The following is a 22,746-nucleotide window of genomic DNA, read 5'->3' as shown; positions in this document are numbered from 1 at the left end:
TTCCATCGGAGGTCCCGCGTTTCTGAAGATGACGTCAAAAGCAGCGAGAACAGGGAGATGTCGAGTTTTATCCATTTTCTCAACCTGAAGGCGCTTCAGCACTATTGGAATAACCATCCTCCCGTGCCCCGTTCACTTGGGACGATGAGGCCAGTTTGGTCGCACTCCGCGGGAAAGACGGAGCGAGCGGAACAGACGGCCAAGCAACCTCGGCGCCTTCGGCATAGGGAAAGACCACACGTCGCTGTCGGTCTCGTCCTCATGCTGCTGGTCGGAATGGCCTCGCCGGCATCGGCTCATGCGCCGCATGATGTGCTGTCGTGCGAGACAGAAAAGCAGCCGGTAAACATTCCATCCATGCCACTGGCCCGCTCCATCGAGATATTGAGCCGGCAGACCGGGTGCCCGGTCCTTGTCGACCCGATCCTTATGGACGGCCGGACCTCGGCAGCCGTCAAGGGCGCCTATACGCCTCAGGCCGCCCTCCTGCATCTGTTCGGGTCCGTGCATGTCGACGTCACCGCCACTGTTTCTGGCTTGAGCGTCAGCCCTCTGGATGCGACGGCTCTGATATCGCGCGACACGCGGGCCGGCCTGAGGACTGCATCATGACTCTTCGCGCGGGCAGGCCGAACAGAATTATGTCGCTTTCGAGCGTTCAGATCGACACAGAACTGGCGGTCCTGCTGGCCGACTATCTCGGTGACCAGGAAAAAGACCAGGGATATGACGTCCTCATGCGTCGGGCGGCTGACCACCGGATTTATGATCGGATTTCTCGCTGGAGAACCGCGTCTTATCCGGAAGTGACGACCGTCGCCGTGGTCCGAAAACTCCTGCCTGTCGCTGACCGCACGCACATGGCTAAGACCCTGGGTATGTCGTTGGGAGACCTCGAAAACCAGCTGACATTAGCCTTGCCAAAAGGCGTGCGAGACCATGCCAGAACATTGTCCTGTCGCCTGCCACGCTGGCAGCGGCTTTGAACCGGATGTGCGCCGGAAGGGCCACGACGTAGGAACTATAACTCGATTCATAGATGGGAAAACGGCTATGGAAGACCTCTCCCTGAAACGTTCCTGGCAGAGCAGGGACTGGTCCCGGCTCATCAAGCTGTTCAGAGGCCTGACATTCTACGAGCGTTTTGAACAGGCGATCATTCTGACCCTGATTGCGCTCATCATGCTGGTCACCGCCATCGCGACGATTCATCTGATCGGCGCGGTATGGCATCTGGTCGTCGATGTCGGAATCGATCCGATCAACCAGACGATCTTCCAGGCGATTTTTGGCGCGATCTTTACTGTTATCATCGCTCTTGAGTTCAAACACTCCCTGCTGGTCGTTCTTGCCCAGCATGAGAACGTCATCCGGGTGCGGACCATCGTCCTGATCGCCCTCCTGGCGATTGCCCGCAAATTCATCCTGCTGGATCTGCATGATGTGACTGCCATGGAACTGTTCGCTCTCTCGGCGGCTGTTCTGGCGCTGGGCGTCGTCTACTGGCTGGTCCGCGAGCAGGATGCGCGTGTCGCGCGCGATGCCAGGGAACAGGCGCATCTCGAAGATAATCCTGCGGCCGGCTGTGAGCCTGAACGGTCTTCATCCTGAAGAATCGAGGTAAAGGCGGTCTATAACGCCGCCTTTACTCAATCCCCACTACGTCCCGTGCGATGAGGACGTCTTCTTCGCCGTCTCTGACCCTGACGGTGCCAGATGATCTGTGTCGATGGGCCGGAACGGCGGAATGGGTTGTCCGGGATAATAGACCGGCCCCTTGTAGTTCTGATCCAACTGGCTTGCGTTCAAGCTGTCAACCAGCATATCACCTGTGCCGTCTTCGTAATGAGTGCGAGCCCCGGTTTTGGGGATTGTGGACGTTCCCTCAGTCGCCCTCGCATCGAACGATGTTGCAGCCGTCCGGACAATATCACCAGCATGTGCGACCGACTGGCTCAGTAGAGACAAGCCCAGAGCAGCGCACGACAGAGATATTTTCATCCTCTTCATGCTCATGACCTTTCGAGATTCTTCCCCGGCCGGATGAATGGCCGGGGAAGAGTTTTCGTCACGCCATCAGGCTGCCTCTTTCCGCACCTCGATCTGGGGCACGGCTTCCTCCGCACGTGTTGTAGAGGACGTAATCGCGATACGACGCGGCTTCATCGCTTCGGGTATCTCACGTTTCAGGGTAATGGACAGAAGTCCGTTCTCGAAGTGCGCATCGGTGACTTTCATATGCTCGGCCAGATCGAAGCGGCGTTCGAATTCTCTGCCCGCAATTCCCCGATGGAGATATTCGGCGGCGCTTTGCGGCTCCGGCGCCTTTCGTCCTGTCACGACAAGAGTATTGCGCTCCTGTGTGATCGTAAGGTCGGCCTCGGCAAGTCCGGCAACCGCCATGTCGATCCGGTAATCATCCTCACCGGTCTTGACGATATCGTAAGGCGGCCAGTTATCGACCGCCGGAATCCGGCTGGCGAGATCAAGGGCGTTGAGCATTCTGTCAAAACCCACGCTCGAACGGAACAGGGGAGCAAAATCAACGGTGGCTCTCATAGCCATATCCTCCTTTGAGCAACATGGACACAAGATCAAAACTGATAGTTCTGTCTGCCGACCCCTTTGGCGGCCGGCAGATTCAATCTGGGCACTCCGTGCATGGTGTCAAGAGGTATCAAAAATGCAGAAAGGCAGGTTTGGGCGTCCTCAATCGTTCGCGTGTTCAGAGTGGACCAGAACAATGCCTGATAGCATCGGATGGAAGTTGCTGGCCGCGGCATTCGCCGCGACCATGCTGAGTGCCGCTCCGGCGGAGGCCTGGCCGTGGATTTATGCTGGACCACCAATTGTCGTTCCACCACCAGTCGTGGTCGCGCCGCTAGCTGTCAGTTGGGGTGGGCGGTCTCCTTCAGAAGGTTTATCAACCGCCGGTATGGCACATCAATGCCGCAAGGAGGCCTTCCACCCCATCTGACATGTCTTGTTCTATGATACGTTCTCAGAAGGGGCTGCTTGTATGCAGCCGAGCGGAGAATGCACTCGGGTGGGAGGAAACTCCATCAGCTCATGGTGATTGCGGACTGTCCGCTTAGGAGCTTGGCGAATGGGGGCTTGTATGTCCGGGATGTAGGCGACTGCCGCCGGTCTGCTATGGGCGCATGCGGGACCGGCAGCTTCGCCAAGGGAGGGGAAGGTATGCTCCCGACGAAGGTCATGGAGAAGCGGGCGCCCTGACCGTCAGCTTGTTCCCGCCATCAGATCCCGGGCGCGATCGGCGAGAATATGGAGATTACGCACAGAAGCGTCCGATATCATGCTGATTCCCAGCCCGTCCTGTGCCCAAATATAGCCCGGCATATGCCGCATCGGGCGCATGGGGGCTGTCATGTCCCGGCCGTACATGGGACGCACGAAAAGGGAAATCAGCGCGCCGTTTTCATCCTTGTAGAGAAAGACGCAGGCTGGGCCGTGATCTGTCGTGACCAGGTGGCCGCCCGTAAGGTGATAGCCTGCCGCTGAAAGGTCGGGGGGGCGCACCGGGCGGCCGAGCGTCCGGCCGCCCCAGGCTGCCAGTTGGGCGACATTTCCCTCGGCGATCGTGCTGCCCTTGCCGGCATCATGCACGATCGTCGCCTCCTGTTCGACCGAGGCGAGGCCGAGGGGCTGTTCCCGGTCGCGGAGGAACCATCCGCCGCCAAGTCCGACGGACAGCGCCAGCACGACGGACGCCGCCATCTGCGGCATGCTGAAATGCCGGCCGCCGCGTTGCTTCAGATGCGCGATATCGAAACGCGTCGGTACCGGCTGCCGCAGGTCGACGTCCATCGCGGCGCGCAGCAGGTTGCGTTCCGTCCGCCATGCCGTCACACGCCGTCGCGCATCGGGATTGACATCCAGCCATGCCTCTACGGTCCGGCGTCGTTCAGGCGAAAGATGCTCGTCGACCCAGGCCTGAAGATCGTCCTCGGTCACGGGGCGGTCGGGCGGTGTCATTTTACCCTCCTGAGCATGGGCCGTTCTTCATGATCGACGAGCCGGTGCAGGGCAGACCTGGCCCGCGACAGCCGGGACATCACGGTGCCGACGGGCACTCCCAGTATTTCCGCGACCGTTCCATATTCCAGCCCCTCGACCCCGACGAGCAGCAGCACCTGCCTGTGATCGTCGGACAGGCGTTCAAAGGCGCCGACGACCTCTTTCCATTCCAGATGCGGGATCTGGGTGGCGTCCTGCACCGGCTCGGGTGCGGTTTCGGTCAGGGGGATCAGATGCCGCAGACGGCGCCAGTGGCTGACATTGAGGCGAAAGGCGATGGTGAACAGCCAGGGCCGAAGGTCCGTCCGTCCGCGTACCTGATGCATCCGCGTCAGGGCGCGTTCCAGGCAATCCTGCACCAGGTCGTCGGCCTGATGCGGATCGCGCGTCAGCACCCGCGCATAGCGTCTCAGGGCCGGTATGGCGCGTTGCAGCCTGATGTCGTCGCCGTCGCTCAACCCTGTCCCTGCCGTATGTGATCCGTGTTGTCATGGACGAAGACGCTCATGGCACCGGTTTATTCCCTGCAAAAGGGCGGGAGGGCGAAATTTTCGCAAGATGGCCGATCCGGGGGAATAGATCCGCCCGCCCGGACGTCTTCACGACAGACGCTGTCAAAGGATCGAAACAATGGCGACGAACCCTGTCGTGCCGCCTGCTTCCGCCCTGCGCTGGCTGGGCGTGGTCGCGGCCCCCGCCGCGCTTGCGCTGGCCTTTCTGTGGGCGGGCGGGTGGTTGACGCCCGGCCGCCTGACGCAGGTCGGCATACTGGATGCCCTGCGTGAAGGCGGCGGCATGCAGCCGGGCTTTCGCCGCAACCACGCCAAGGGCGTCTGCGTGGGGGGCTGGTTCGAGGGCACCGGCAACGCCGCCGGTCTTTCCGCGGCCACCGTCCTGCAGCAGCGCCGGGTTCCGGTGGTCGGGCGTTTCGCACTGGCCGGCGGCCTGCCCTTTCAGGCCGATGCGCCGGCGAAAGTCCGCAGCATGGCGCTGCGCCTGATGCCGCCCGACGGTCGGGAATGGCGCATGGGCATCAACGACATTCCTGTCTTTCCCGTCCGGACCCCGCAGGAATTTCACGACCTGCAGCTGGCATCGCGCCCGGACCCGGCAACCGGAAAGCCCGATCCCGCACGCATGCGGGCTTTCCGTGCCGGCCATCCCTGGTTGCAGCCCGCGATGGAACAGGTCGCCCGTCGCCCTCTTGCATCGGGGTTCGCCGACGACACCTATCGCAGCCTCGACAGTTTCCTGTTCGTGGCGGCGAACGGGATGAAGACGGCCGTGCGCTGGGCCATGGTGCCCGTACGACCCGTCATGCCCGCCGACGGCCACGCGGACGATCATGATTATCTCTTCCGCCAGGTGATCGACGACATTCACGCCCATCCGCTGCAATGGCACCTGATGGTGACGGTGGCGGGCGCCGGCGATGCGATCGACGACCCCAGCCGGACATGGGCGCGGGATGACAGACAGATAGACGCGGGAACCCTGACCCTGACGACCATCGAAAGCGAGGAAGGCGGCCCCTGCACCGGCATCACCTTCGATCCTCTGGTGCTACCCGCGGGCATGGCGCCGTCCGGCGATCCGATCCTGTCGGCGCGATCGGCGGCCTATATGCGCTCGTTCTTCCTGCGTTCCGGCGAACGAGCGGCCGCTCCTGCCGTCACACCCGGCATGACGGCGACACCCGCAGGCACGAAGGATAATAAATCATGAGAAGCGCAGTGTCTTTCTCCCTTCCGTCGCGCATCCTGCATTGGCTGATGGCCGTCATGATCCTCGGCATGTTGTTCATCGGCGTATTCATGGCCGCGACCGTCGGGCCCGGCTATCACCGGCTGGTGACGCTGCATCGTCCGCTGGGGATTGCGATCCTCGTCCTTGCGATCCTGCGTCTGGGGAACCGCCTGCGCACCCCGCCGCCGCCGCTTCCGGCTGACCTGCCGCCGCTGATGAAAGCCGGCGCCAAGGCATCGCATATCCTGCTTTACGTGCTGATGATCGCCCTGCCCCTTGTAGGCTGGGGGATGCTGTCGGCCGCGGACTATCCCATTCCGCTGTGGGGGGAAGCCATGCGGCTGCCGCCGATCCTTCCGCACGATCCGGCTTTATGGGCGTGGCTCCGCTCGGCGCATACCGTACTGGCCTTCCTGCTGTTCGGCCTCGTCCTGGCGCATCTCGGCGCGGCCCTGTTTCATGGGCTGATCCGACGCGACGGCGTGTTGTCGAGCATGGTGCGACGGGGCAGCCCGGATTGATCGCACCCGCCAGGGCGCCCTGACGGCGAGGCGGCCACGGCGCATCGGCCGTGGCCGCATATGGGCGGTCAATCTGCGGCAAAGGCCACCCATCCAACCTATGAGGCACCGGGTCGCTTACCACAGCGCCCGTTCGCTGCAGCACGTCCAGCAGATCCGGCAGCAACCGAAACGGCTATTGCAGGAAGCCGGCTTCGATGTTGTAGAGCCGCTGGAAAGCCATCTCTGTTACGGTTCCGCGGGAACATATAACCTGTTGCAGCCAGAAAACGCGACCCGCCTGCGTGATAGCAAGATTGCAAATATCGAGAGTATCGGACCACATTTAATCGCGGCGGGCAATGTTGGCTGCATAATGCAGATCGCCAGCGGAACAGGCCTGCCGGTCGTTCATACGGTCGAACTCCTCGATTGGGCGACAGGCGGCCCGAGGCCAACAGCGTTGACCACGTCGCCGGCAGGATGACGTTGCAAACAGCCTCTTAAAGCCAGCGCGCGTTTCCTGTGCTTCGCGGCGGGCGACCATCAAGGCCGCTCCGCTCCGATGCTCGGAAACACACGCCGGGCGCCACCCGTTCCGGGCCGCTCTCGCTCGCCAGCCTACATTTCAGGTCAGGCTCTTACACAAATCATCTCATTGACTAAACAAGGTCGGCCGACCATCACGCCTTGCAGGTGGTCGGTTCCCTACCCCGCCATACCGAACGGCATCATCCTGGTCGGCCCGAAGAAAACATTCTGCTGCCGCAGCTCCGTCGTAACGATCATAAGGCACCCGATCAGCGCCGTCAGTTGCAGACGGTCAGGAGCACTCTGCGCCCTTCGCTCCATCTCGCGTAGCCCGCTCAGCACCTGATCCGCCGTCGCCAGCAGGGCAGCAGAAGGCACATCGCGCTTCAGCAGAATCCGAAACAGTCCGGACACCATCGTCCGTGCCTCCTCCGGCAGCGACTCATTCAGAAAAATCATGCGCACGTACAACAGGTTCCGTCCGACCGTCATGATCGAAAAGGCATGATGCAGCCAGATATCCGTCATGGAGGAATTCTCGCGGGCACCATTCGTGATCAGCACGCCCATGCCCTGCACAATCTTTCCGACCCAGGCAGGCTCATCGGACTGCCCGTCCGAACGTCCGATCCGGCGCAGACCAGAAAGGATTGTCGCCCGAAACGAAGCACTGAACGACGCCAGATTGAATGGGAGAATATGGTTCATCCGCACTTTGCGTGCAGGCTGGGATTGTACGGCGGCCGAAGATTTGGGAAAGGCTGAGGATCTACCACTGATCCGGATCCCGCGCCCTTGTCCGCCGTTCGAGCCCTTGATTTCCCTTCGTCCTTGTCCGCTGGTCGTCCGGTCATGGTGGCTGATCATTTGTGGGTGGAGACGAAATCCCGTTGTCATGGAGCAGCCTGTCCCGATTGTGGGACGGTGTCGCATCGACGTCACAGCCATTATGTTCGCAAGCTTGCTGACATGCCGGCGCATGGACGCCGTGTTTCCCTGTCGATGACGGTGCGACGTTTTCGTTGCACCGACAAAGGATGTCAGCGCCGAACCTTCGTCGAACCATTGGGGGAATTCGCGGCTCCCTACGCGCGGCAGACGTGTCGGCTGGCGGACCTCCACACCTACGTAGCCCACGCGCTGGGCGGGAGTGCAGGTGCCCGTATGGCGGCGCGCCTGTGCTGTCCCATCAGCGCCGACACGCTGATACGGCGCATCGTCAGGATGGCAGCGGTCGCCGGCCGGCCTGAAACGCCCCGCGTGCTCGGTGTCGACGACTGGGCCTGGCGGCGTGGCCGACACTATGGCACCATTCTCGTGGACCTCGAACGAAACAGGGTGGTCGATCTTCTGGCCGACCGGCAGGGGGACACTCTCGCGGCGTGGCTCCGCGATCATCCCGGTATCGAGATTGTCGCCCGTGATCGCGCAGGGGCCTATGCCGACGGCATTCGGCAGGGCGCCCCGGCCGCCATTCAGGTCGCAGATCGCTGGCATCTGATCCGCAATCTTCATGATGCGTTCCTGACCGTCGTCGACCGGCACGCCGCTCTGGCCAGGCGCATCATGGCCGATATCACGAATGAGGTCTCCCCGGTCGGACAGCCGGTCGACGCAGGAATGGTGAGCGATCCGGGCGAGGGGGCGGCCGCCATGCGGGCGAGGGGACAGACGATCAGCCGTATCGCACAGACAATTGGCGCGGAACGCAAGACCGTCCGGCGGTGGTTGCGACAGGGTCACCCCTCGACGTGGCAGCGTCGCATTTTTCGGCCCGGCATCATGACCCCCTACGCCACCTTTCTCGATCGACGCCTGAAGGAAGGATGTCACAATGCCGCCCGTCTGCATCGTGAAATCACCGCCATGGGATTCTCCGGTCGATATGGAAGCGTCCGGGACCGGGTCTTGTCGAGACGATCCACGGCAGGTGCATCTCATCCGGTGCCGATCAAACCCGTGCCCATGGGTAGAAACCTGGCTCGGATGCTCACGACCGAAACCAGCAACCGGTCAGATATGGACGTCCTGTTTATCCAGCGCCTGATGACGGCCGCGCCGGTGCTGGCGCAAGCCACGGTCTGGGTAAGAGACATGCAGGATCTCTTTACCAGAAAATCACAGGCATCCCTGGAAACCCTTCTCGAAGCGGGGGAAAGAACGCCTCTATCCCGTTTTGTAACTGGCCTGCGGCGAGACCTTTCCGCCGTTCAGGCCGCACTGCACCACCCCTGGACCACCAGTCCCGTCGAAGGGCAGATCAGCCGCCTCAAGATGATCAAGCGCACCATGTTCGGTAGGGCAGGCTTCAAACTCCTCCGCGCCCGTGTCATGCACGCAAAGTGCGGATGAACCGAGAATATACCGAAAAACGAGTACCCCAAAACCCAGTCCGCAAAGCAGGGCGAAAGCCGTGTTGAACCATTTCGCTTCGCTGATCCGAAAATGATTTTCCAGCCCCAGCATATATGGAAAGAAATTCCCGAAAGACGCCGCCATTGCCTCGGTCGCCGCATTGCGCGCAGCAAGACCACCCACAACCATCGGTAGTCCGATCGTAAAACACAGTACGGCATAGTCCGCCGTCACCGGCATCACGAAGAACACCGGCACGATCGCTGCAAGAACAGCCTACACCGCGCCCTCAGGCCACGCCGTCACCTCCCAGATCAGAACAGCGACAATAACGGCAATAAAAGACCGCGCGCCATTGGCAATGGTCGCGCGCCAATCAGCAGGCCGAACCAGACGAAAGGGCACCGGCGACTGCATCTCAGCGGGATCGGCCGCGTAACACCCAAGCATGTGAACCAGTTCCATCAGCAGGAGCGCCAACCCCTGAAGCATAATCCGATCGTCGACCGCGCTATCAGCCTCGCTCCCCGTCCCGGCAAGCCGCAACGTAGGCTGCCCAGCGGCGGAACATCGCGCATACAGCGCCTGCACCTCACCATGCAGCGTCACCGTGCGCACCGGGTCACCCAGGTCGCCCGGCATCCGTTCCAGAAGATCGACCACGGCGCGCAGGATATCCTTCGAGGCCGTCGTCACATTCCCTACCGCCGCCAGCCGACTGCGCATGCCAAGTCCACGAGACGTGAACCTGACCACTTGCCCCAGCGTTCCACGCGCATAGCGCACCACCGATTCCCCCGGCCCTGCCTCGATGGCACTGAATTCTATCCGGTCGTTCAGCGTAAATGCCAGCGAGAGAATCCGATGTAGATCGCTTTCCGGCGGAGACCGATGCAGCAGAATCGCCCGCACCGCCGCAGCCGACTGGCTGATGATCTCTTGCAGGCGTGCCCGCACCGTCTCCCGCGCTCGCCCAGCCACATTCGGCACGAACACTGCCGCAACCGCCATTTCACATACGACACCCAATAAAATGTATGTGCCTCGTGCCATCGCTAGGTCAAAAACTTGATCTGAAGCATCCACAGCGGACAGAGAAACGATAGCGCAGGTATAGGCCGTCAAGACAAAGGCGTAACTGCGGAAATTATGAACCAGCGTGCCCAGCGCTGTGCACAGCCCGATCCACCCTGCCAGCAGTGGGAAAAACAGCCACGCCTGCTGCGGCACCGCCGCAATCAGAGCAACCGCCGAGACGATCCCCGCCAGGGTGCCGACAATTCGCCAGCGTGCCTTGGAAATGCTCTCGCCGCGTGTCCCCTGGGCGACAATCCAGACCGTCATCGGTGCCCATTGCGGCTCGCCCAGTTCCATCTGGAAAGCGATTGCCAGAGCCAGGAGAGCGGCAACGGTCGTCCGCACCGAAAATCCGAGCGCCGCCAGGCGGGGCGCGACCAGCCATCTGACCGACGAGAAATCGGGCACACCGCCGAAGGAAACCGGCCGCCGTAGGGAAGATGGACATCCAGGCATTTGTTGACGTATCTGTCCGGCGAGGCGGCACACGGATTTCAACAGACTCATTTCCACCTAATATTTGTTTTATATCATAGGCTGGGCTGGATGTGCTCGATCCGTCATCATCCGGGATTCACTGCGTGATGCGCTCCCCGCCACAGAACAGGATCTGCCTGTCCCGGCGCGCGATAGCGATCAGCGTCTGGTTCATCCTCTCCGCGAGGCGGTAAGCCCGATATGTCGGCGCCGAAACGGCAGCGACAATGGCAATGCCCGCACGCAGGGTCTTGAGTGCCATTTCGAATGAATAGCGGCTGGTCAGCAGACAGACCCCGCTCTGCATGGCACCCCCATTCCTCAGGCGCGCACCGATCAGTTTGTCCAGAGCGTTATGCCGACCGACATCTTCCCGAATCATCTGGATGTGTCCATCGGCATCCGCCCATGCAGCCGCATGCGCCATGCGCGTCGCGGCGTTGAGTTCCTGCCATCTATCGAGATCATTCAATGCCTTGCACACCGCGTCCACCGTGATGGTCTGCGTCAGTGGAAGGGTACAGGCACCGACCGTCTCCACGGCAGGGACGTCGTCACTGCCGCAGAGTCCGCAACTCGTATGCCCGGTCTGAGCCCGTGGGCGGCGTTTGAGCAGGGCACTCAGGCACTCCCCGGTGAGTGTGACATCCATTGCAAGACCGTCATCCTCCTGCGTGACCACGACGGCGCGTATCTGTTCGGCGGAGCGGATAATCTCTTCCGTCAGGCAGTAGCCATACGCGAAATCTTCCAGATGATCGGACGTCATCATCATGACGCCATGCGGAAAAATCCCGTTGAAGGTCAGCTTTACGGGCACCTCGTCCGCGACGTTCAGAACAAGTTCCGTCTCCGGCTGCCCAAGAGGCGCCACCGTCAACGCATGAAACAACGCATCCATGGACATGGACTCTCTCAGGGCCTAGCTAATGCCGGTATCGGGCTGACCCGGCTACTGTTATTCACTGCGATGACAGGCGACCCAGCCGGCCTTCCCGTCGGCATAGTGCTCGTGCTTCCAGATCGGTACGCGCTTCTTGATCTCGTCGATCACATAGCGGCACGCCCTGAATGCCGCATCCCGATGCGGAGCGGCAACGCCGATCCACACCGCGATCTCGCCCACCCGCAGATAACCGCTGCGATGAGTGGCCACGACATCGGTAATGTCGAAACGCGCCAGCGCCTCGTCGAGGATCGTCTGCCCCTCGGTCACGGCCAGCGGGGCATAGGCTTCATACGTGATCCCCAGGACCGGACGGCCGTCATTGGTCTGCCGTACCCAGCCTTCAAAACTGCAGAAGCCCCCCGCTTCCGCCCGCAGCAGACAGGTGCGCAGCGCAACGCTATCGACCGGGCCGTCCGCCATCAGAAAACGAGTCATCCGCCGGTGACCGGTGGAATGAACACCACCAGGTCTCCTTCACTCAGTTCCTGGTCCCATGGACGAAACGCGGCATTCACGGCAACACGCATCCGGCCGGGCGGCAGTACGAACCCATATTGCGCGCGCAACTCGTCATAGAGCGCGGCCGCCGTCAGGGCGGCCGTATCCCGTGTCTCGGTGCGCTGACCCGTCGCTTCGGAAAGTTGCGCGAAATATTCTAATTCTATCCGCGGCATTTATGCTCCTGCCGTTCTCCATCCCGAGCGCCTGCAAGGCTCGCCATGGCGCGCGTGCGGTCCGCCGGGGTATTGATGTTGTCCAGCGCGCCGGGTGTAAGGGGCGGCAGGATCTTCGTCCCCTCTCCCGCCAGTATCCTGCGCATGCTCCCTTTGCCCTCTGATACCTCCCTGCACAGTGTTTCCAGCGCCTCCGGTTCCCAGATCGCGCAAAGCGGCTCCGGTTCGCCGTCATGCTCACTGCGGAAGGCGACGGCCGAGCAATCATCTCCGCGCGCCTGGATCAGGGCATCGAGCGTGAGGCCGTCCAGCAACGGCAGGTCGCAGGCAAGGATCAGCCATGCCGCGTGTGGACAGGCGGCATGGGCAGCCAGCAAGCCGGCAGCGGGCCCGATCGCGGCATGCGTATCGACGATACAGGGCCATGCACGGCGAAGAGGGTCATCCATCTGCTCGGCACGTATGGATACGAAACACCGCGTCGCACGCAGGGCGAGGAGAGCGAAGGCGCGGATGAGTTGAGGATGCCCGTCATAGGACAACGCCGCCTTGTCCTGCCCCATGCGGCGGCTTGCCCCCCCGGCGAGCACCAGACCGTAAAGCGGGACTGTCACGGCACGTCCACCATGCCGTTGTCGCCAAGCTTGAGCAGTGCATCTCCGTCTCCGGTCATGTCATCCCCCGATATAATGCATTTCGATTTTCCCGGCCTTCGGCCCGTTTCCGGTCTCAGCGAGAGGCGCGGGCCGGTCACCCTCCCCGCGTTGCTCACTGTATCGGTCGGTTCTCTGATGCCAGATCCGGGTGAGCGCCTGGCGGAGTGCCGCGTCGTTGTCTCCGGGATCGCCATCACGCAGGATCGTCCGCAGATCCGTGCCCTTCGTCGCAAAAAGGCAGGTGAAAAGCTGCCCTTCCGAAGAAAGCCGCGCCCGCGAACACGCCCCGCAGAACGGGGCGCTGACCGAGGAAATAAACCCGATCTCGCCGGCACCGTCCCTATAGCGCCAGCGCCGGGCCACTTCGCCGCGATAATGTGGAGAGAGCGGCTCCAGCGGCCAAAGGGCGTCGATCTGCTCCAGCAGGGTGCGTGAGGTCACGACATCGGCGTGTGCCCACCCGTTGCGGTTCCCCACGTCCATATATTCGATCAAACGCACGACGACCCCGGTATGACGAAAATATGCGAGCAGTTCAGGGACGCCCGCTGCATTCACGCCGTTCTGCACGACGGTATTAACCTTGATACCGCCAGGAAATCCAGCCCCCCGGGCGGTTTCAATACCGCCCAGCACCGCATCCAGATCGGGGCGTCCGCCGCTCATCCGCGCAAAAACGGTCGGATCGATACTGTCGAGACTGACCGTAACCCGGCTCAGTCCCGCCGCGCGCAACATAGGGGCATGACGTTCCAGCAGCACGCCATTCGTGGTGAGGGCGACATCCTCGATACCCGGAATGCCGGCCAGACGGGCCACCAGTTCCGCCAGGCCGGGCCGCAGAAGCGGCTCGCCGCCCGTCAGGCGCAGCTTGGTTACGCCCAGCGCGGACGCCGCTCGCGCCACGCGTTCGATCTCGTTGAAATCAAGCCGTTCCCGTGGCGCCAGAAAGTGAAAGCCTTCGTGATAGGTCGATTCCGGCATACAGTACGGGCAGCGGAAATTGCACCGGTCCATCACCGAAATGCGCAGATCACGCAGCGGGCGGCCGAGCCGGTCCAAAAGAGGCGTGGTGCCATTCATGACTTCTGTTCCGCCTGCTCCGCTAACTTTCTAACCGGCGGTCGGAACGGTGTCCCGACATGTCGTCGGGAAGACCCGTCCCCTCTGCCGGACGCTGTTATCCGGCGAACCGCATCGGTACCGCCGATGCCACGCTGGGCACGATCTTGACCGGAATCGACTTCGCGGCCGGAGTGCCGCTGACCTCGTCGAAATAGTCGAGCGGCAGCAGCGGATTGAGTTCCGGATAATACCCGGCAATCGCACCGCGCGGCATCGGATAGTCGATGACCGTGAGACCATCGACATAGCGGCGATACCCGTCGTCGCTATAGGTCTCAAGCCCGATCACCGCGCCGTTCTCAAGCGCCCGGTCCTTCATGTCGTCCCGGTTCATGAAGATTACGAGGCGGTTATTATAGACGCCGCGATAACGGTCGTTGTTGCTGTAGATCGTCGTGTTGTACTGGTCGTGCGAGCGGATCGTCGCGAGACGCAGCATGGCCGTGTCTTCCACCGGCGTGTTCACTTCCAGGCCCGGCAGCAGCAGGAAATTGGCCTTGCCGTTCGGTGTCCTCCAGACTCGGCGGCGCGGCGGGATGTCGAGGTGAAACCCTTTCGGGTCCTTGATCCGCTCCGAGAAGTCCGCGTAGATGCCCGGATAGACCTCGGCGATCTTGTCGCGGATCAGGCCGTAATCCTGCATGTAAAGGTCCCAGGGCGTCTTCGAGTCCGGCAGCGTCGCCATCGCCATGCGGCAGACAATTTCCGTTTCCGGCAGAACATCCTGCGTCACCGGCTCGAACACGCCCCGAGACGCCGTCACATTTGACATGGCATCCTCGATAGTCACGAACTGCTCGCCAGCCGCTGTGCGGATGATCTCCGAGCGTGCCACCACCGGCAGGATGAGCGCATCCTTGCCATGGATCAGATGGCCGCGATTCAGCTTCGTTGCGATCCCGACGGTCAGGTTGAGCTTCGCCATCGCGGCATAGGACCGCTCGGTATCCGGAACCGCGCGGGCAAAGTTGCCGCCCATCCCGATAAAGATTTTCGCCGTACCTGCTTCCATGGCCTCAAGCGCCTCGACCACATGGTGGCCGTGCTCACGCGGCGGCTCGAACCCGAACACATCGCGAACGCGATCGAGATAATCCGGTGTCGGTTTCTCGTCGATCCCGACCGTACGGTCGCCCTGCACGTTGGAATGGCCCCGGATCGGCGCGACGCCCGCACCAGGCTTGCCAAAATTACCACGCAGCATGAGCAGGTTGGCAATCTGCTGCACCAGGCGCGATCCCTCCTGATGCTGCGTTATCCCCATGCCATAGCAGATGACCGTCGCCCTGGATTTCTGATAGATCCCCGCGATCCGCCGGATCTGCTCTTCCGACACGCCGGAGATCCGCGTGATGTCCGCCCAGGAATAGCGCATCACATCGGCGCGCAGGGCGTCGAGGCCGGCCGTATGCTGATTGATGAACTCCATGTCCAGGGCCGCCTCACCGGCATCCTCGGCTTCGAACAGGACCCGCATCATGCCCTTGAAGATGGCAAGATCGCCACCGATCCGCACATGCACGAATTCGCTGGAAATCGGCGTCGACCCGAAGGTCGCCATCTGGAGTACATCCTGCGGCTCGGTGAAGCGGATCAGCGCGCGCTCGGGCATCGGATTGATCAGCACTATCGGCACCCCGCGCTTCCGCGCGTCGACCAGGTTGGTCATCATGCGCGGCGAATTGGTGCCCGTATTCTGCCCGATGACGAAGATCGCTTCGGCATGTTCGAAGTCGGCCAGGACGATCGTGCCCTTGCCGATGCCGATGGCCGGCATCAGGCCTCGGCTGGTCGGCTCATGGCACATGTTCGAACAATCCGGGAAATTGTTGGTGCCGAATTCCCGGATGAAAATCGAATACAGGAACGCCGTCTCGTTGGCGGTGCGCCCGGAGGTGTAGAATTCCGCCTGGTGCGGGCTGTCGAGCGCCTGAAGATGCTGCCCGATCAGCGCGAACGCATCCTCCCATGCGACCGGCACGTATCTGTCGGTCTTCGGGTCATAGCGCATCGGCTCCGTCAGGCGCCCCTGCATTTCTAGCCAGTAGTCGCTGCGCTCCATCAACTCCGTGACGGTGTATTTTTCAAAAAGCTCCCGCGTCACCCGCGCCTTGGTCGCCTCGTGGGCCAGCGCCTTGGCGCCGTTCTCGCAGAATTCCAGCTTCTTGTGGTGGTCCGCGTCTGGAAAGGCGCAACTCGGGCATTTGAAGCCGCCCGGCTGGTTCATCGACAGCAGGCCACGCGAGCCCTTGACGAGCACGCTCTGCTCCATGAGCACCTTTGCAGTCGCCCCGGCCGCGCCCCAGCCGCCCGCAGGGTGATGGTAGGGCTTGAACTCGGCTTCTTTTTCTTTGCTCATGGTCTTACCCCCGTCGGCCGCGGCCGGGTTGCGGAGTTATCGCCGGCGCCGGAGCGCACGGCCGGTCATTCCCTTCGGTTAAGTCAGCCGAAGGCCGCCGTCCATTAAAGGATTCCAAATTCCTTCATCGCCGGTAAAAAATTCTCGTTCTCATGCCTCGATCGCGCAAGTTTGACAAGCGCAAAGCGCTGCAAAGCCGTCAGCTCTGCCCATTGCTGCTGGGTTGGCGGCGGCACACCGTCGGCCGCCGCCTGCACCTTGACAGGCTCGGGCATCCAGCGCGCGTCCTGCCAATCTTCCAGATTCTTCGCCGCCAGCCAGACTGGCGGCTCATCACTGCGCAAATCAATAAGGCGCAGGACAAGCGCACGATACGCGGCCTGTTCATCGGAGCTTTCACAGACAAGGTCGGTGAGCCCGCCCCGCTCCTCCCGGGTGAAACGGCTCCATTGCCGCAGGCTGAGCTTGATTCCGACGATGTCGAGCTTCTGCCGCACAATCATCGGGATACAGCGGAGCGAACCGGCAAAATCACTTTCAAAATCGAAAATCATCGTAGCAGATCCCGAACTCACCCTATTGATTTAACGTCGCGGTACCATGTTCCCGCCACAGACGGCACCATCGAACCTTCCATGAACCTCATCCTTCTCATGACCGCCTTGATATGGCCCTCGGAAGAATTATTGCATATAGACTGGCGCGGCTCGCGTTTTCTCGTCTTCAACCCGCGCAAGCTCTCGAACCTGAAGATAGCGCGCTTGATCGTCGATGAAGACGCAGTGACAAACGCGCGTGTCATAGAACACATAAGCCGCAGACCCGTTCACCATGACCATCTGCAAGATATTCCGCTCGACATGCGCAGCCCAAGGCTGCGCCCGCAAATCCCGGACCGAGATACGTTTGAAATAAGCCTCGGTCAGATGCTGATCGTAGGCACGATCAACGTCTGATGGCCACGTACATTCTGTCAAAAACAGGACCGTGCAGATGCTCCAGAAAATCTTCATATCCGTTTTGACTCTCGCGCCGACAAAACCGGTCATGGCATCGCAATTGCCATGACCATGACCCGCGCTCTTCCCGTTGATGGCAAGAGACGCGCCGATGGATAGGACGTCCTTCTGCCAGCCTCGGCCGTCAAGCGAATCTGATATCCAGTGTGCGCAGATATGTCTGCAATCCCGCACCCTGTATCGGGATCAGGCGCGCCTCGGCACCCGATTCATTGAAATGAGCATGCCAGTAGCCCGGCGGCGTCACGAACGCGCAACCCGCTTCCCACTCGATCCGCCCTTCGGCATCTAGCCATCGTGTCCTCCATTTTATTTTTGCGTCGTCCTCCATCGAAATCGACGACGTGATCCGGAAGCTGGCCGATCCGTAATGACCCTGTCCAATCGCTATTGCTGATCACGTGATAAGCACCGGTTATGAAGGCGGATTTCCCCACCACATGCCCAAGCTCCGCCTCGCCCTACATTGCGACGCATTTTATGGGACCATGGGAAAGATTCTTTTTTAACCGGTGGATTGAAGGCATTCTTCTGTAGATAAAGGCCGTCATTTTTTTGGAGGAGCCTCGTTCCGGAAACCGACGGGATCGCAGCGAGCTCTACGAACTTGACCCTGAATACCACACATTTCACAGATACTTGCTTATTCCCGTGTCCCGTGCAGGGCCGCCATCGGCACAGCAGCCTCCATCCAGGGCGAACCAGCCCCAAAGCACCAGAAAATGTCGTTCAGCGTACGCCGATCATCGATGCCGAGAGTAACATGCAGCTTATTGAGCAGCAGTGGTGACAGGAAGGACCATTCGCAGTTGGCGAATTCGTCGCGGCAGACCATACCAAGGTATGATGGAGGCGAAATCGCGCCTGAACTATATGACCCCATAGAATAGACCCAACGAACCTATTCGGGGAAACAAGGACATGATTGTTTTAATCAGAAATACAGTCTGCGTATTACTTCTCGCTCTACAGTGCGGATGCGCGACGGACAGTGGAGGCAATGCTTTTTCTGCGTCGCCCCCTCAAGTCGGAGATTTCTCCGTCGCGCCAAATGGCACACCCATAATATAATGACTCCTGCCTCATCTCCTTCATCACGAAACTGATCGATTGTCGCGTTGGCTCCGGACTGATGCCGGGGTTGGCGCTATTGCACCGAGGGTGCGGAGCCTGTTGCACAGCGATATAGTCGCCCAAGAGCCCAATCGATAGGTCACATTGCCATCGAAGGCGGTCTTGTCTCGAATCTGAACGGCGAACCGATCACCACCGATACCAAGCGCCTCCGTGCCCGGACCGTCCTGAAGACGACGTATCCTTAAGTATAATATCGACCATGACACCGAGCTGCTATAATCCCTCAAGCAGTTGGCCCCAGAAGCCTCTCAAAGAAGGCATACCCCATGGCTGATTACGTTAAACCTTCTGTTATCCTCGATAACATGATCGAAGCCGCTGCGCTCAAGGCGGAACTGCCCACGAAGGATTTGCTGATCCGAGCAATGCTTGCTGGCGCATATCTTGCCTTTGTGACCACCCTCGCCTTCCTGGTCGCGGCGCAGACCGGGCAGTTCGTTGTAGGAGCCGTCCTCTTTCCTGCTGGATTCGTGCTGATCATACTTCTGGGAATGGAACTCCTGACGGGAAATTTTGGCATAATGCCACTGGCTGCTTTTGCGGGACGTATTGGTGCCCGCGCAGTGTGTCGCAACTGGATTCTGGTCTTCATCGGTAACCTCCTCGGCAGCCTGGTCTACGCTGCGATGTTCTGGATCGCGCTCACCGATTGTGGCCATGTTGCAGGCGGACCACTGGGGGACAAACTCCGTGCGCTTGCCGTCACCAAGACGACTGCATACGAGGCCTTCGGCCTTGCAGGAATGGTGACGGTGTTCGTAAAGGCCATCTTATGCAATTGGATGGTCAGCCTCGGTTCGGTCGTCGGCTTGGCCTCCACCTCAACGATCGGCAAGATAGCCGCTTCCTGGCTGCCGATCATGATTTTCGTGGCGCAAGGATATGAGCACAGCGTCGTAAACATGTTTGCCATTCCGACGGGAATGATGCTCGGTGCCCCCGTGAGTTTCACAGATTGGTGGCTTTGGAACGAGATCCCGGTGACACTGGGGAATCTTGTGGGTGGTATCGTTTTCACCGGAGGCGCACTTTATGCAACTTACCGTACCACTCCGATTTCCAATCAGGATCCGGCCTCCCGTCCCGTGTGACGCTCGTGAACTGAGCGCAGGCCATGAACGATACCGATTGACCTTCGTGAGATTGGTTCAGATTTGGCATCTACTTTTACGATATGCTTCCAGTGAGGCGGCCCTCTGCGCGGTAAACTGAGCCATCGTCCTGACGACCGATTCAGAAGCGTAAAATCGACGCATCCCAACCTCCGCTTCACCAACCCGGCAAAATACAAGGATGCTATCTGAAATGCCTTCTTCTGGCGCTCAGATGTGCGAAAATACACCCCGGCGGTCCCGCAACGTGGCGCCCTCTTTCGGCAGGCGGGCTTTTTAGACACCTGTAAACCGATTCCATTTCTCATTCGATTTCCAGAGCGGTCATCCCAGCGCATAGGCTGCGCCCCTCATGCCAAGGTATAGCTGGCTTTGTGCGCGGTGCTGGATCAAATGAGAGCCCGAACATCGTTCACGTGGCCACTCAACTCCCTGTCTGCGAGGAAATCATAGAATGTGTAAGGGCCAACGGAATTTTTTGTCTCTTCGTGAGCGCACATACCAAGCGAGGAACAGAAAACACGTCTTGCTTTCCATGACGGGCATTATTATCGCCATTACCTCGATGGCTGGCGTGAGCGCTACGTTTGGGCAAGAGGCTGATCATGCTTCGGGCAAGCCACTTTTGGAAGTGCGCGCCGTCGGCGCCCAGATTTATCAGTGCAAGGAGACAGATTCGGATGGCCTGAAGTGGATGTTAAGAGAGCCTATCGCGACTCTTGTCGATGGAGGACGGACAATAGGCACCCACAGCCGAGGGCCAACCTGGAAAATCGAAGATGGAAGTAGCGTCGAAGGTCGCGTTCTCAGCGCGTCGACAGGACATTCCACCGGGAATATACCGGAGTCACATCTAGCCATCACACGAAACAACGGTCGCGGTCGTCTGGCCAAGGCGACCATGATCGAACGCATCAATACAAATGGCGGAATGCCGCCGAGTTCATGCTCGGTCGCAGGCGCCCTTTTGGCGGTACCTTACACTGCAACGTATATTTTTCGTCAGTGACGTTCTTATTCAAGTCGGAAGCGTAGATTGCAAATGATTTAGGCTGAACCGATTTGCAATATCATTAATAAAATGTGTGAAAATATGCTTAGACTTCACGGACATTCAATAAGCGTAGTCGGAGCAGGAATTGTCTTTATTCTGATCGCTTTGAAATCGGCTCCTGTGCGTGCCGCCCGCCCTGATTATCCAGAAATCAGGACGGTCAATATTTCCGAACCTGTCAGGATCGTTCGTGACTTCAATCTGTCGCAACTCAAGGCAATCAAGGAGAAAGCCGACCCATCCATGGCGCGGCCACTCTACGGATTCTATATACATGCTCTCAAGATCAAATTAGAGACAATTAAGGGAAAGCCGTTTTTATACATTGGACTCGTCGATCGCAAAATAGAAGTCGCTCGTGACCTGGATGGCGGTCAATGCCTGTTCGACAACGTAGTGACGCATTATAGAAAGCACGCGGACGCGGCAGAAAATCTCCTAGAGCAGGAAACGGCAGACATTTCCAGGCATTTCGCGATCGCCTGGAAGCAGAACCCAACCAGTGCCGTCGGACACCAAGGGTCTCTTATTATCCGTGATGAATTGAACGCCTTTGCCCGTAAGCAGCGCTTATTGGAGCGGCACATAGACTCAAGAGAGGAGCTTGATGGCTTGTATAAAAGTGACTGCCATGTATGACGATATGTTAAATATAGATAATCTCGCGCGAAGCGTCTTTTTTCCAATTCAAGCATCTCTTTCCTTCTGAACAATTTCTCTTCATAAAAACAAATACTGACTTATGAAGTGCTCCCCGACTTTGGGCCAGCGTGAACTGGAAACTTCCGGGTTCAAGGCCCCACCGGCAGATCCGCCGGCGAGCCGTTCAGCAGCGATATCGGCGGCTTGTTGCCGATGGCACTGTGTGGGCGGACCTCGTTGTAGTCCTGACGCCAAGCCTCCATTTTTGCCCGGGCGTCGTCAAGGCTCATGAACCAGTGCGTGTTCAGGCACTCGGCCCTGAATTTGCCGTTGAAGGACTCGATGAAGCTGTTGTCGGTCGGCTTGCCCGGGCGAGAAAAGTCGAGCACGACACCCTTCTGATACGCCCATAGATCCAGATCCCGGCTGACAAACTCCGAGCCCTGGTCGACCCGGATGCTCCTGGGATAACCCATCTGCCCGCAGATCCGCTCCAGGGTCTGGACGACATCCTCGCCGCGATAACTGAACCGGGGATCCGTGGCCGGCGAGAAGCGGGAGAAGGTGTCGATCACGGTCAGGATCCTGATCTTGCGGCCCGTCGCAAGCTGGTCGTGAACAAAATCCATTGCCCAGATATCATTGGTGTGCGTCGCCGGACGACGGTCCTCGCGCACTTTCGCCTTGACCCGCCGCCTGGGCACCTTGTTGCGCAGTTGCATGCCCAACTCCTTGTAAAGACAATAGATCCGCTTCGGGTTCACCGCCCAGCCATCCCGCTGCAGCAGGATATGAACGCGGCGATAGCCATAGCACACACGGGTTGCGCAGATCTCCCGGATCCGCTGTGTCAGTTCGGCCTGCGTGCCGCGCTTCGACTTGTAGACATAGAGGGAACGATCGATCTGCAGCACCGCACAGGCCCGCCGTGTCGAGATCTTCCACTCCCCCTGAAGCCTGTCCACGAGTTCGCGTTTGCGCGCAGGCCTCAGAGCTTTTTTGACAGCACGTCCTGCAGCATCGCCTTGTCGAGCGACAGGTCCGCCACGATCCGTTTCAGCTTCGCGTTCTCGTCTTCGAGCTGACGCAGCCGTTTCATTTCGGATGGCATCAGGCCCGCATATTTCTTCCGCCAGTTGTAGAACGTCGCATCCGAAATGCCTGCCTTCCGGCAGACCTCGCCGACAGGTGTGCCCCCTTCGGCCTGCTTCAAAACAAACGCGATCTGCGCCTCGGTGAACTTCGATGCCTTCATGAAACTCTCCTCGTCCCGCTTACGGGATCATAAATGGAAA

The 22,746-nt window shown here is 60.0% G+C and carries 24 protein-coding genes and 2 pseudogenes; 11 read left to right on the top strand and 15 right to left on the bottom strand.

What is annotated here, in order from left to right:
- The first annotated feature begins 57 nt into the window (after positions 1–57).
- From HLH25_RS12295 to HLH25_RS12285, 3 genes are all read left to right on the top strand, one after another.
- A complete protein-coding gene (locus HLH25_RS12295) occupies positions 58–612 on the top strand; it encodes a hypothetical protein (protein WP_246402140.1) in 555 nt (184 codons plus the stop codon).
- The gene (locus HLH25_RS12290) at positions 609–986 is read left to right on the top strand and encodes a hypothetical protein (RefSeq protein WP_182974341.1); all 378 of its coding nucleotides are present in this window, start codon (positions 609–611) and stop codon (positions 984–986) included. Before HLH25_RS12295 ends, HLH25_RS12290 begins: the two co-directional genes overlap by 4 nt.
- Before the next feature lie 67 nt (positions 987–1,053).
- Complete coding sequence (locus HLH25_RS12285) at positions 1,054–1,611, top strand: phosphate-starvation-inducible PsiE family protein (protein WP_182974340.1); 558 nt, start codon at positions 1,054–1,056, stop codon at positions 1,609–1,611.
- 465 nt (positions 1,612–2,076) lie between these two features.
- Here HLH25_RS12285 and HLH25_RS12280 read toward each other — a convergent pair whose 3' ends face one another.
- The 3 genes from HLH25_RS12280 to HLH25_RS12270 all read right to left on the bottom strand — a co-directional run bounded on the left by HLH25_RS12280 (position 2,077) and on the right by HLH25_RS12270 (position 4,496).
- Complete coding sequence (locus HLH25_RS12280; RefSeq protein WP_182974339.1) at positions 2,077–2,559, bottom strand: Hsp20 family protein; 483 nt, start codon at positions 2,557–2,559, stop codon at positions 2,077–2,079.
- Between the two features lie 681 nt (positions 2,560–3,240).
- Positions 3,241–3,996 carry an anti-sigma factor family protein gene (locus HLH25_RS12275; protein ID WP_182974338.1) on the bottom strand — a complete coding sequence of 252 codons (756 nt, stop codon included), beginning with the start codon at positions 3,994–3,996 and terminating at the stop codon, positions 3,241–3,243.
- Positions 3,993–4,496, bottom strand: coding sequence for an RNA polymerase sigma factor (locus HLH25_RS12270; RefSeq protein ID WP_182974337.1), 504 nt, complete (start codon positions 4,494–4,496; stop codon positions 3,993–3,995). The genes HLH25_RS12275 and HLH25_RS12270 overlap by 4 nt, the downstream gene beginning before the upstream one ends.
- 172 nt (positions 4,497–4,668) lie before the next feature.
- On the opposite strand from HLH25_RS12270, the gene HLH25_RS12265 reads away from it, so the two are divergent.
- The 3 genes from HLH25_RS12265 to HLH25_RS12255 all read left to right on the top strand — a co-directional run bounded on the left by HLH25_RS12265 (position 4,669) and on the right by HLH25_RS12255 (position 6,771).
- Positions 4,669–5,763, top strand: coding sequence for a catalase family peroxidase (locus HLH25_RS12265; RefSeq protein ID WP_182974336.1), 1,095 nt, complete (start codon positions 4,669–4,671; stop codon positions 5,761–5,763).
- The gene (locus HLH25_RS12260) at positions 5,760–6,305 is read left to right on the top strand and encodes a cytochrome b (protein WP_182974335.1); all 546 of its coding nucleotides are present in this window, start codon (positions 5,760–5,762) and stop codon (positions 6,303–6,305) included. Before HLH25_RS12265 ends, HLH25_RS12260 begins: the two co-directional genes overlap by 4 nt.
- A gap of 100 nt (positions 6,306–6,405) precedes the next feature.
- On the top strand, positions 6,406–6,771 hold the full coding sequence (locus HLH25_RS12255) for a heterodisulfide reductase-related iron-sulfur binding cluster (RefSeq protein ID WP_182974334.1): 366 nt from the start codon (positions 6,406–6,408) through the stop codon (positions 6,769–6,771).
- Positions 6,772–6,992: 221 nt separating this feature from the next.
- On the opposite strand, the gene HLH25_RS12250 is transcribed toward HLH25_RS12255, so the two are convergent.
- Positions 6,993–7,712 (bottom strand): FUSC family protein, encoded by a 720-nt coding sequence (locus tag HLH25_RS12250; protein WP_182974333.1) that lies wholly within the window; start codon positions 7,710–7,712, stop codon positions 6,993–6,995.
- On the opposite strand from HLH25_RS12250, the pseudogene HLH25_RS12245 reads away from it, so the two are divergent.
- Positions 7,668–9,092: pseudogene (locus tag HLH25_RS12245) on the top strand (ISL3 family transposase); the annotation flags it as partial. The gene HLH25_RS12250 and the pseudogene HLH25_RS12245 sit on opposite strands and share 45 nt — an antisense overlap.
- On the opposite strand, the gene HLH25_RS20770 reads toward HLH25_RS12245, so the two are convergent.
- The 9 genes from HLH25_RS20770 to HLH25_RS12205 form a co-directional block, all read right to left on the bottom strand.
- On the bottom strand, positions 8,982–9,410 hold the full coding sequence (locus HLH25_RS20770) for an FUSC family protein (protein WP_408869947.1): 429 nt from the start codon (positions 9,408–9,410) through the stop codon (positions 8,982–8,984). The pseudogene HLH25_RS12245 and the gene HLH25_RS20770 overlap by 111 nt on opposite strands.
- 36 nt (positions 9,411–9,446) lie before the next feature.
- Positions 9,447–10,703, bottom strand: coding sequence for an FUSC family protein (locus tag HLH25_RS12240; protein ID WP_182974331.1), 1,257 nt, complete (start codon positions 10,701–10,703; stop codon positions 9,447–9,449).
- A gap of 118 nt (positions 10,704–10,821) precedes the next feature.
- The gene (gene fdhD, locus HLH25_RS12235) at positions 10,822–11,625 is read right to left on the bottom strand and encodes a formate dehydrogenase accessory sulfurtransferase FdhD (protein WP_182974330.1); all 804 of its coding nucleotides are present in this window, start codon (positions 11,623–11,625) and stop codon (positions 10,822–10,824) included.
- A gap of 57 nt (positions 11,626–11,682) precedes the next feature.
- On the bottom strand, positions 11,683–12,108 hold the full coding sequence (locus HLH25_RS12230; RefSeq protein ID WP_182974329.1) for a molybdenum cofactor biosynthesis protein MoaE: 426 nt from the start codon (positions 12,106–12,108) through the stop codon (positions 11,683–11,685).
- A complete protein-coding gene (locus HLH25_RS12225; protein WP_182974328.1) occupies positions 12,105–12,347 on the bottom strand; it encodes a MoaD/ThiS family protein in 243 nt (80 codons plus the stop codon). Before HLH25_RS12225 ends, HLH25_RS12230 begins: the two co-directional genes overlap by 4 nt.
- Positions 12,335–12,961 carry an NTP transferase domain-containing protein gene (locus tag HLH25_RS12220; RefSeq protein WP_182974327.1) on the bottom strand — a complete coding sequence of 209 codons (627 nt, stop codon included), beginning with the start codon at positions 12,959–12,961 and terminating at the stop codon, positions 12,335–12,337. Before HLH25_RS12220 ends, HLH25_RS12225 begins: the two co-directional genes overlap by 13 nt.
- A 60-nt stretch (positions 12,962–13,021) precedes the next feature.
- The gene (gene moaA / locus HLH25_RS12215) at positions 13,022–14,086 is read right to left on the bottom strand and encodes a GTP 3',8-cyclase MoaA (protein ID WP_182974326.1); all 1,065 of its coding nucleotides are present in this window, start codon (positions 14,084–14,086) and stop codon (positions 13,022–13,024) included.
- A gap of 97 nt (positions 14,087–14,183) precedes the next feature.
- Positions 14,184–16,487 carry an FdhF/YdeP family oxidoreductase gene (locus tag HLH25_RS12210; RefSeq protein ID WP_182974325.1) on the bottom strand — a complete coding sequence of 768 codons (2,304 nt, stop codon included), beginning with the start codon at positions 16,485–16,487 and terminating at the stop codon, positions 14,184–14,186.
- Positions 16,488–16,591: 104 nt separating this feature from the next.
- A complete protein-coding gene (locus HLH25_RS12205) occupies positions 16,592–17,041 on the bottom strand; it encodes a nitrate reductase associated protein (protein ID WP_182974324.1) in 450 nt (149 codons plus the stop codon).
- Positions 17,042–17,122: 81 nt separating this feature from the next.
- Here HLH25_RS12205 and HLH25_RS12200 point away from each other — a divergent pair, with 81 nt between their 5' ends.
- On the top strand, positions 17,123–17,443 hold the full coding sequence (locus HLH25_RS12200) for a hypothetical protein (protein ID WP_182974323.1): 321 nt from the start codon (positions 17,123–17,125) through the stop codon (positions 17,441–17,443).
- A 187-nt stretch (positions 17,444–17,630) separates the two neighbouring features.
- On the opposite strand, the pseudogene HLH25_RS20660 reads toward HLH25_RS12200, so the two are convergent.
- Positions 17,631–17,798 (bottom strand): annotated as a pseudogene (locus HLH25_RS20660) (cupin); the annotation flags it as partial.
- Positions 17,799–18,909: 1,111 nt separating this feature from the next.
- Between HLH25_RS20660 and HLH25_RS12195 the strand changes: the two are divergent.
- From HLH25_RS12195 to HLH25_RS12185, 3 genes are all read left to right on the top strand, one after another.
- A complete protein-coding gene (locus tag HLH25_RS12195) occupies positions 18,910–19,734 on the top strand; it encodes a formate/nitrite transporter family protein (protein WP_182974322.1) in 825 nt (274 codons plus the stop codon).
- A gap of 556 nt (positions 19,735–20,290) precedes the next feature.
- Complete coding sequence (locus HLH25_RS12190; protein ID WP_246402154.1) at positions 20,291–20,764, top strand: DUF3455 domain-containing protein; 474 nt, start codon at positions 20,291–20,293, stop codon at positions 20,762–20,764.
- Positions 20,765–20,848: 84 nt separating this feature from the next.
- Positions 20,849–21,448, top strand: coding sequence for a hypothetical protein (locus HLH25_RS12185; RefSeq protein ID WP_182974320.1), 600 nt, complete (start codon positions 20,849–20,851; stop codon positions 21,446–21,448).
- Positions 21,449–21,600: 152 nt separating this feature from the next.
- Here HLH25_RS12185 and HLH25_RS12180 read toward each other — a convergent pair.
- A protein-coding gene (locus HLH25_RS12180; protein WP_182974319.1) for an IS3 family transposase occupies positions 21,601–22,706 on the bottom strand; the annotation gives its coding sequence in 2 pieces (ribosomal slippage) (positions 21,601–22,454 and positions 22,454–22,706; 1,107 coding nt in all).
- Positions 22,707–22,746 lie beyond the last annotated feature (40 nt).

The organism is Gluconacetobacter dulcium (assembly GCF_014174165.1).
Classification (GTDB): domain Bacteria; phylum Pseudomonadota; class Alphaproteobacteria; order Acetobacterales; family Acetobacteraceae; genus Gluconacetobacter; species Gluconacetobacter dulcium.
The sequence above is the reverse complement of the archived record's forward strand: the minus strand, read 5'-3'. Positions and strand labels throughout refer to the sequence as shown.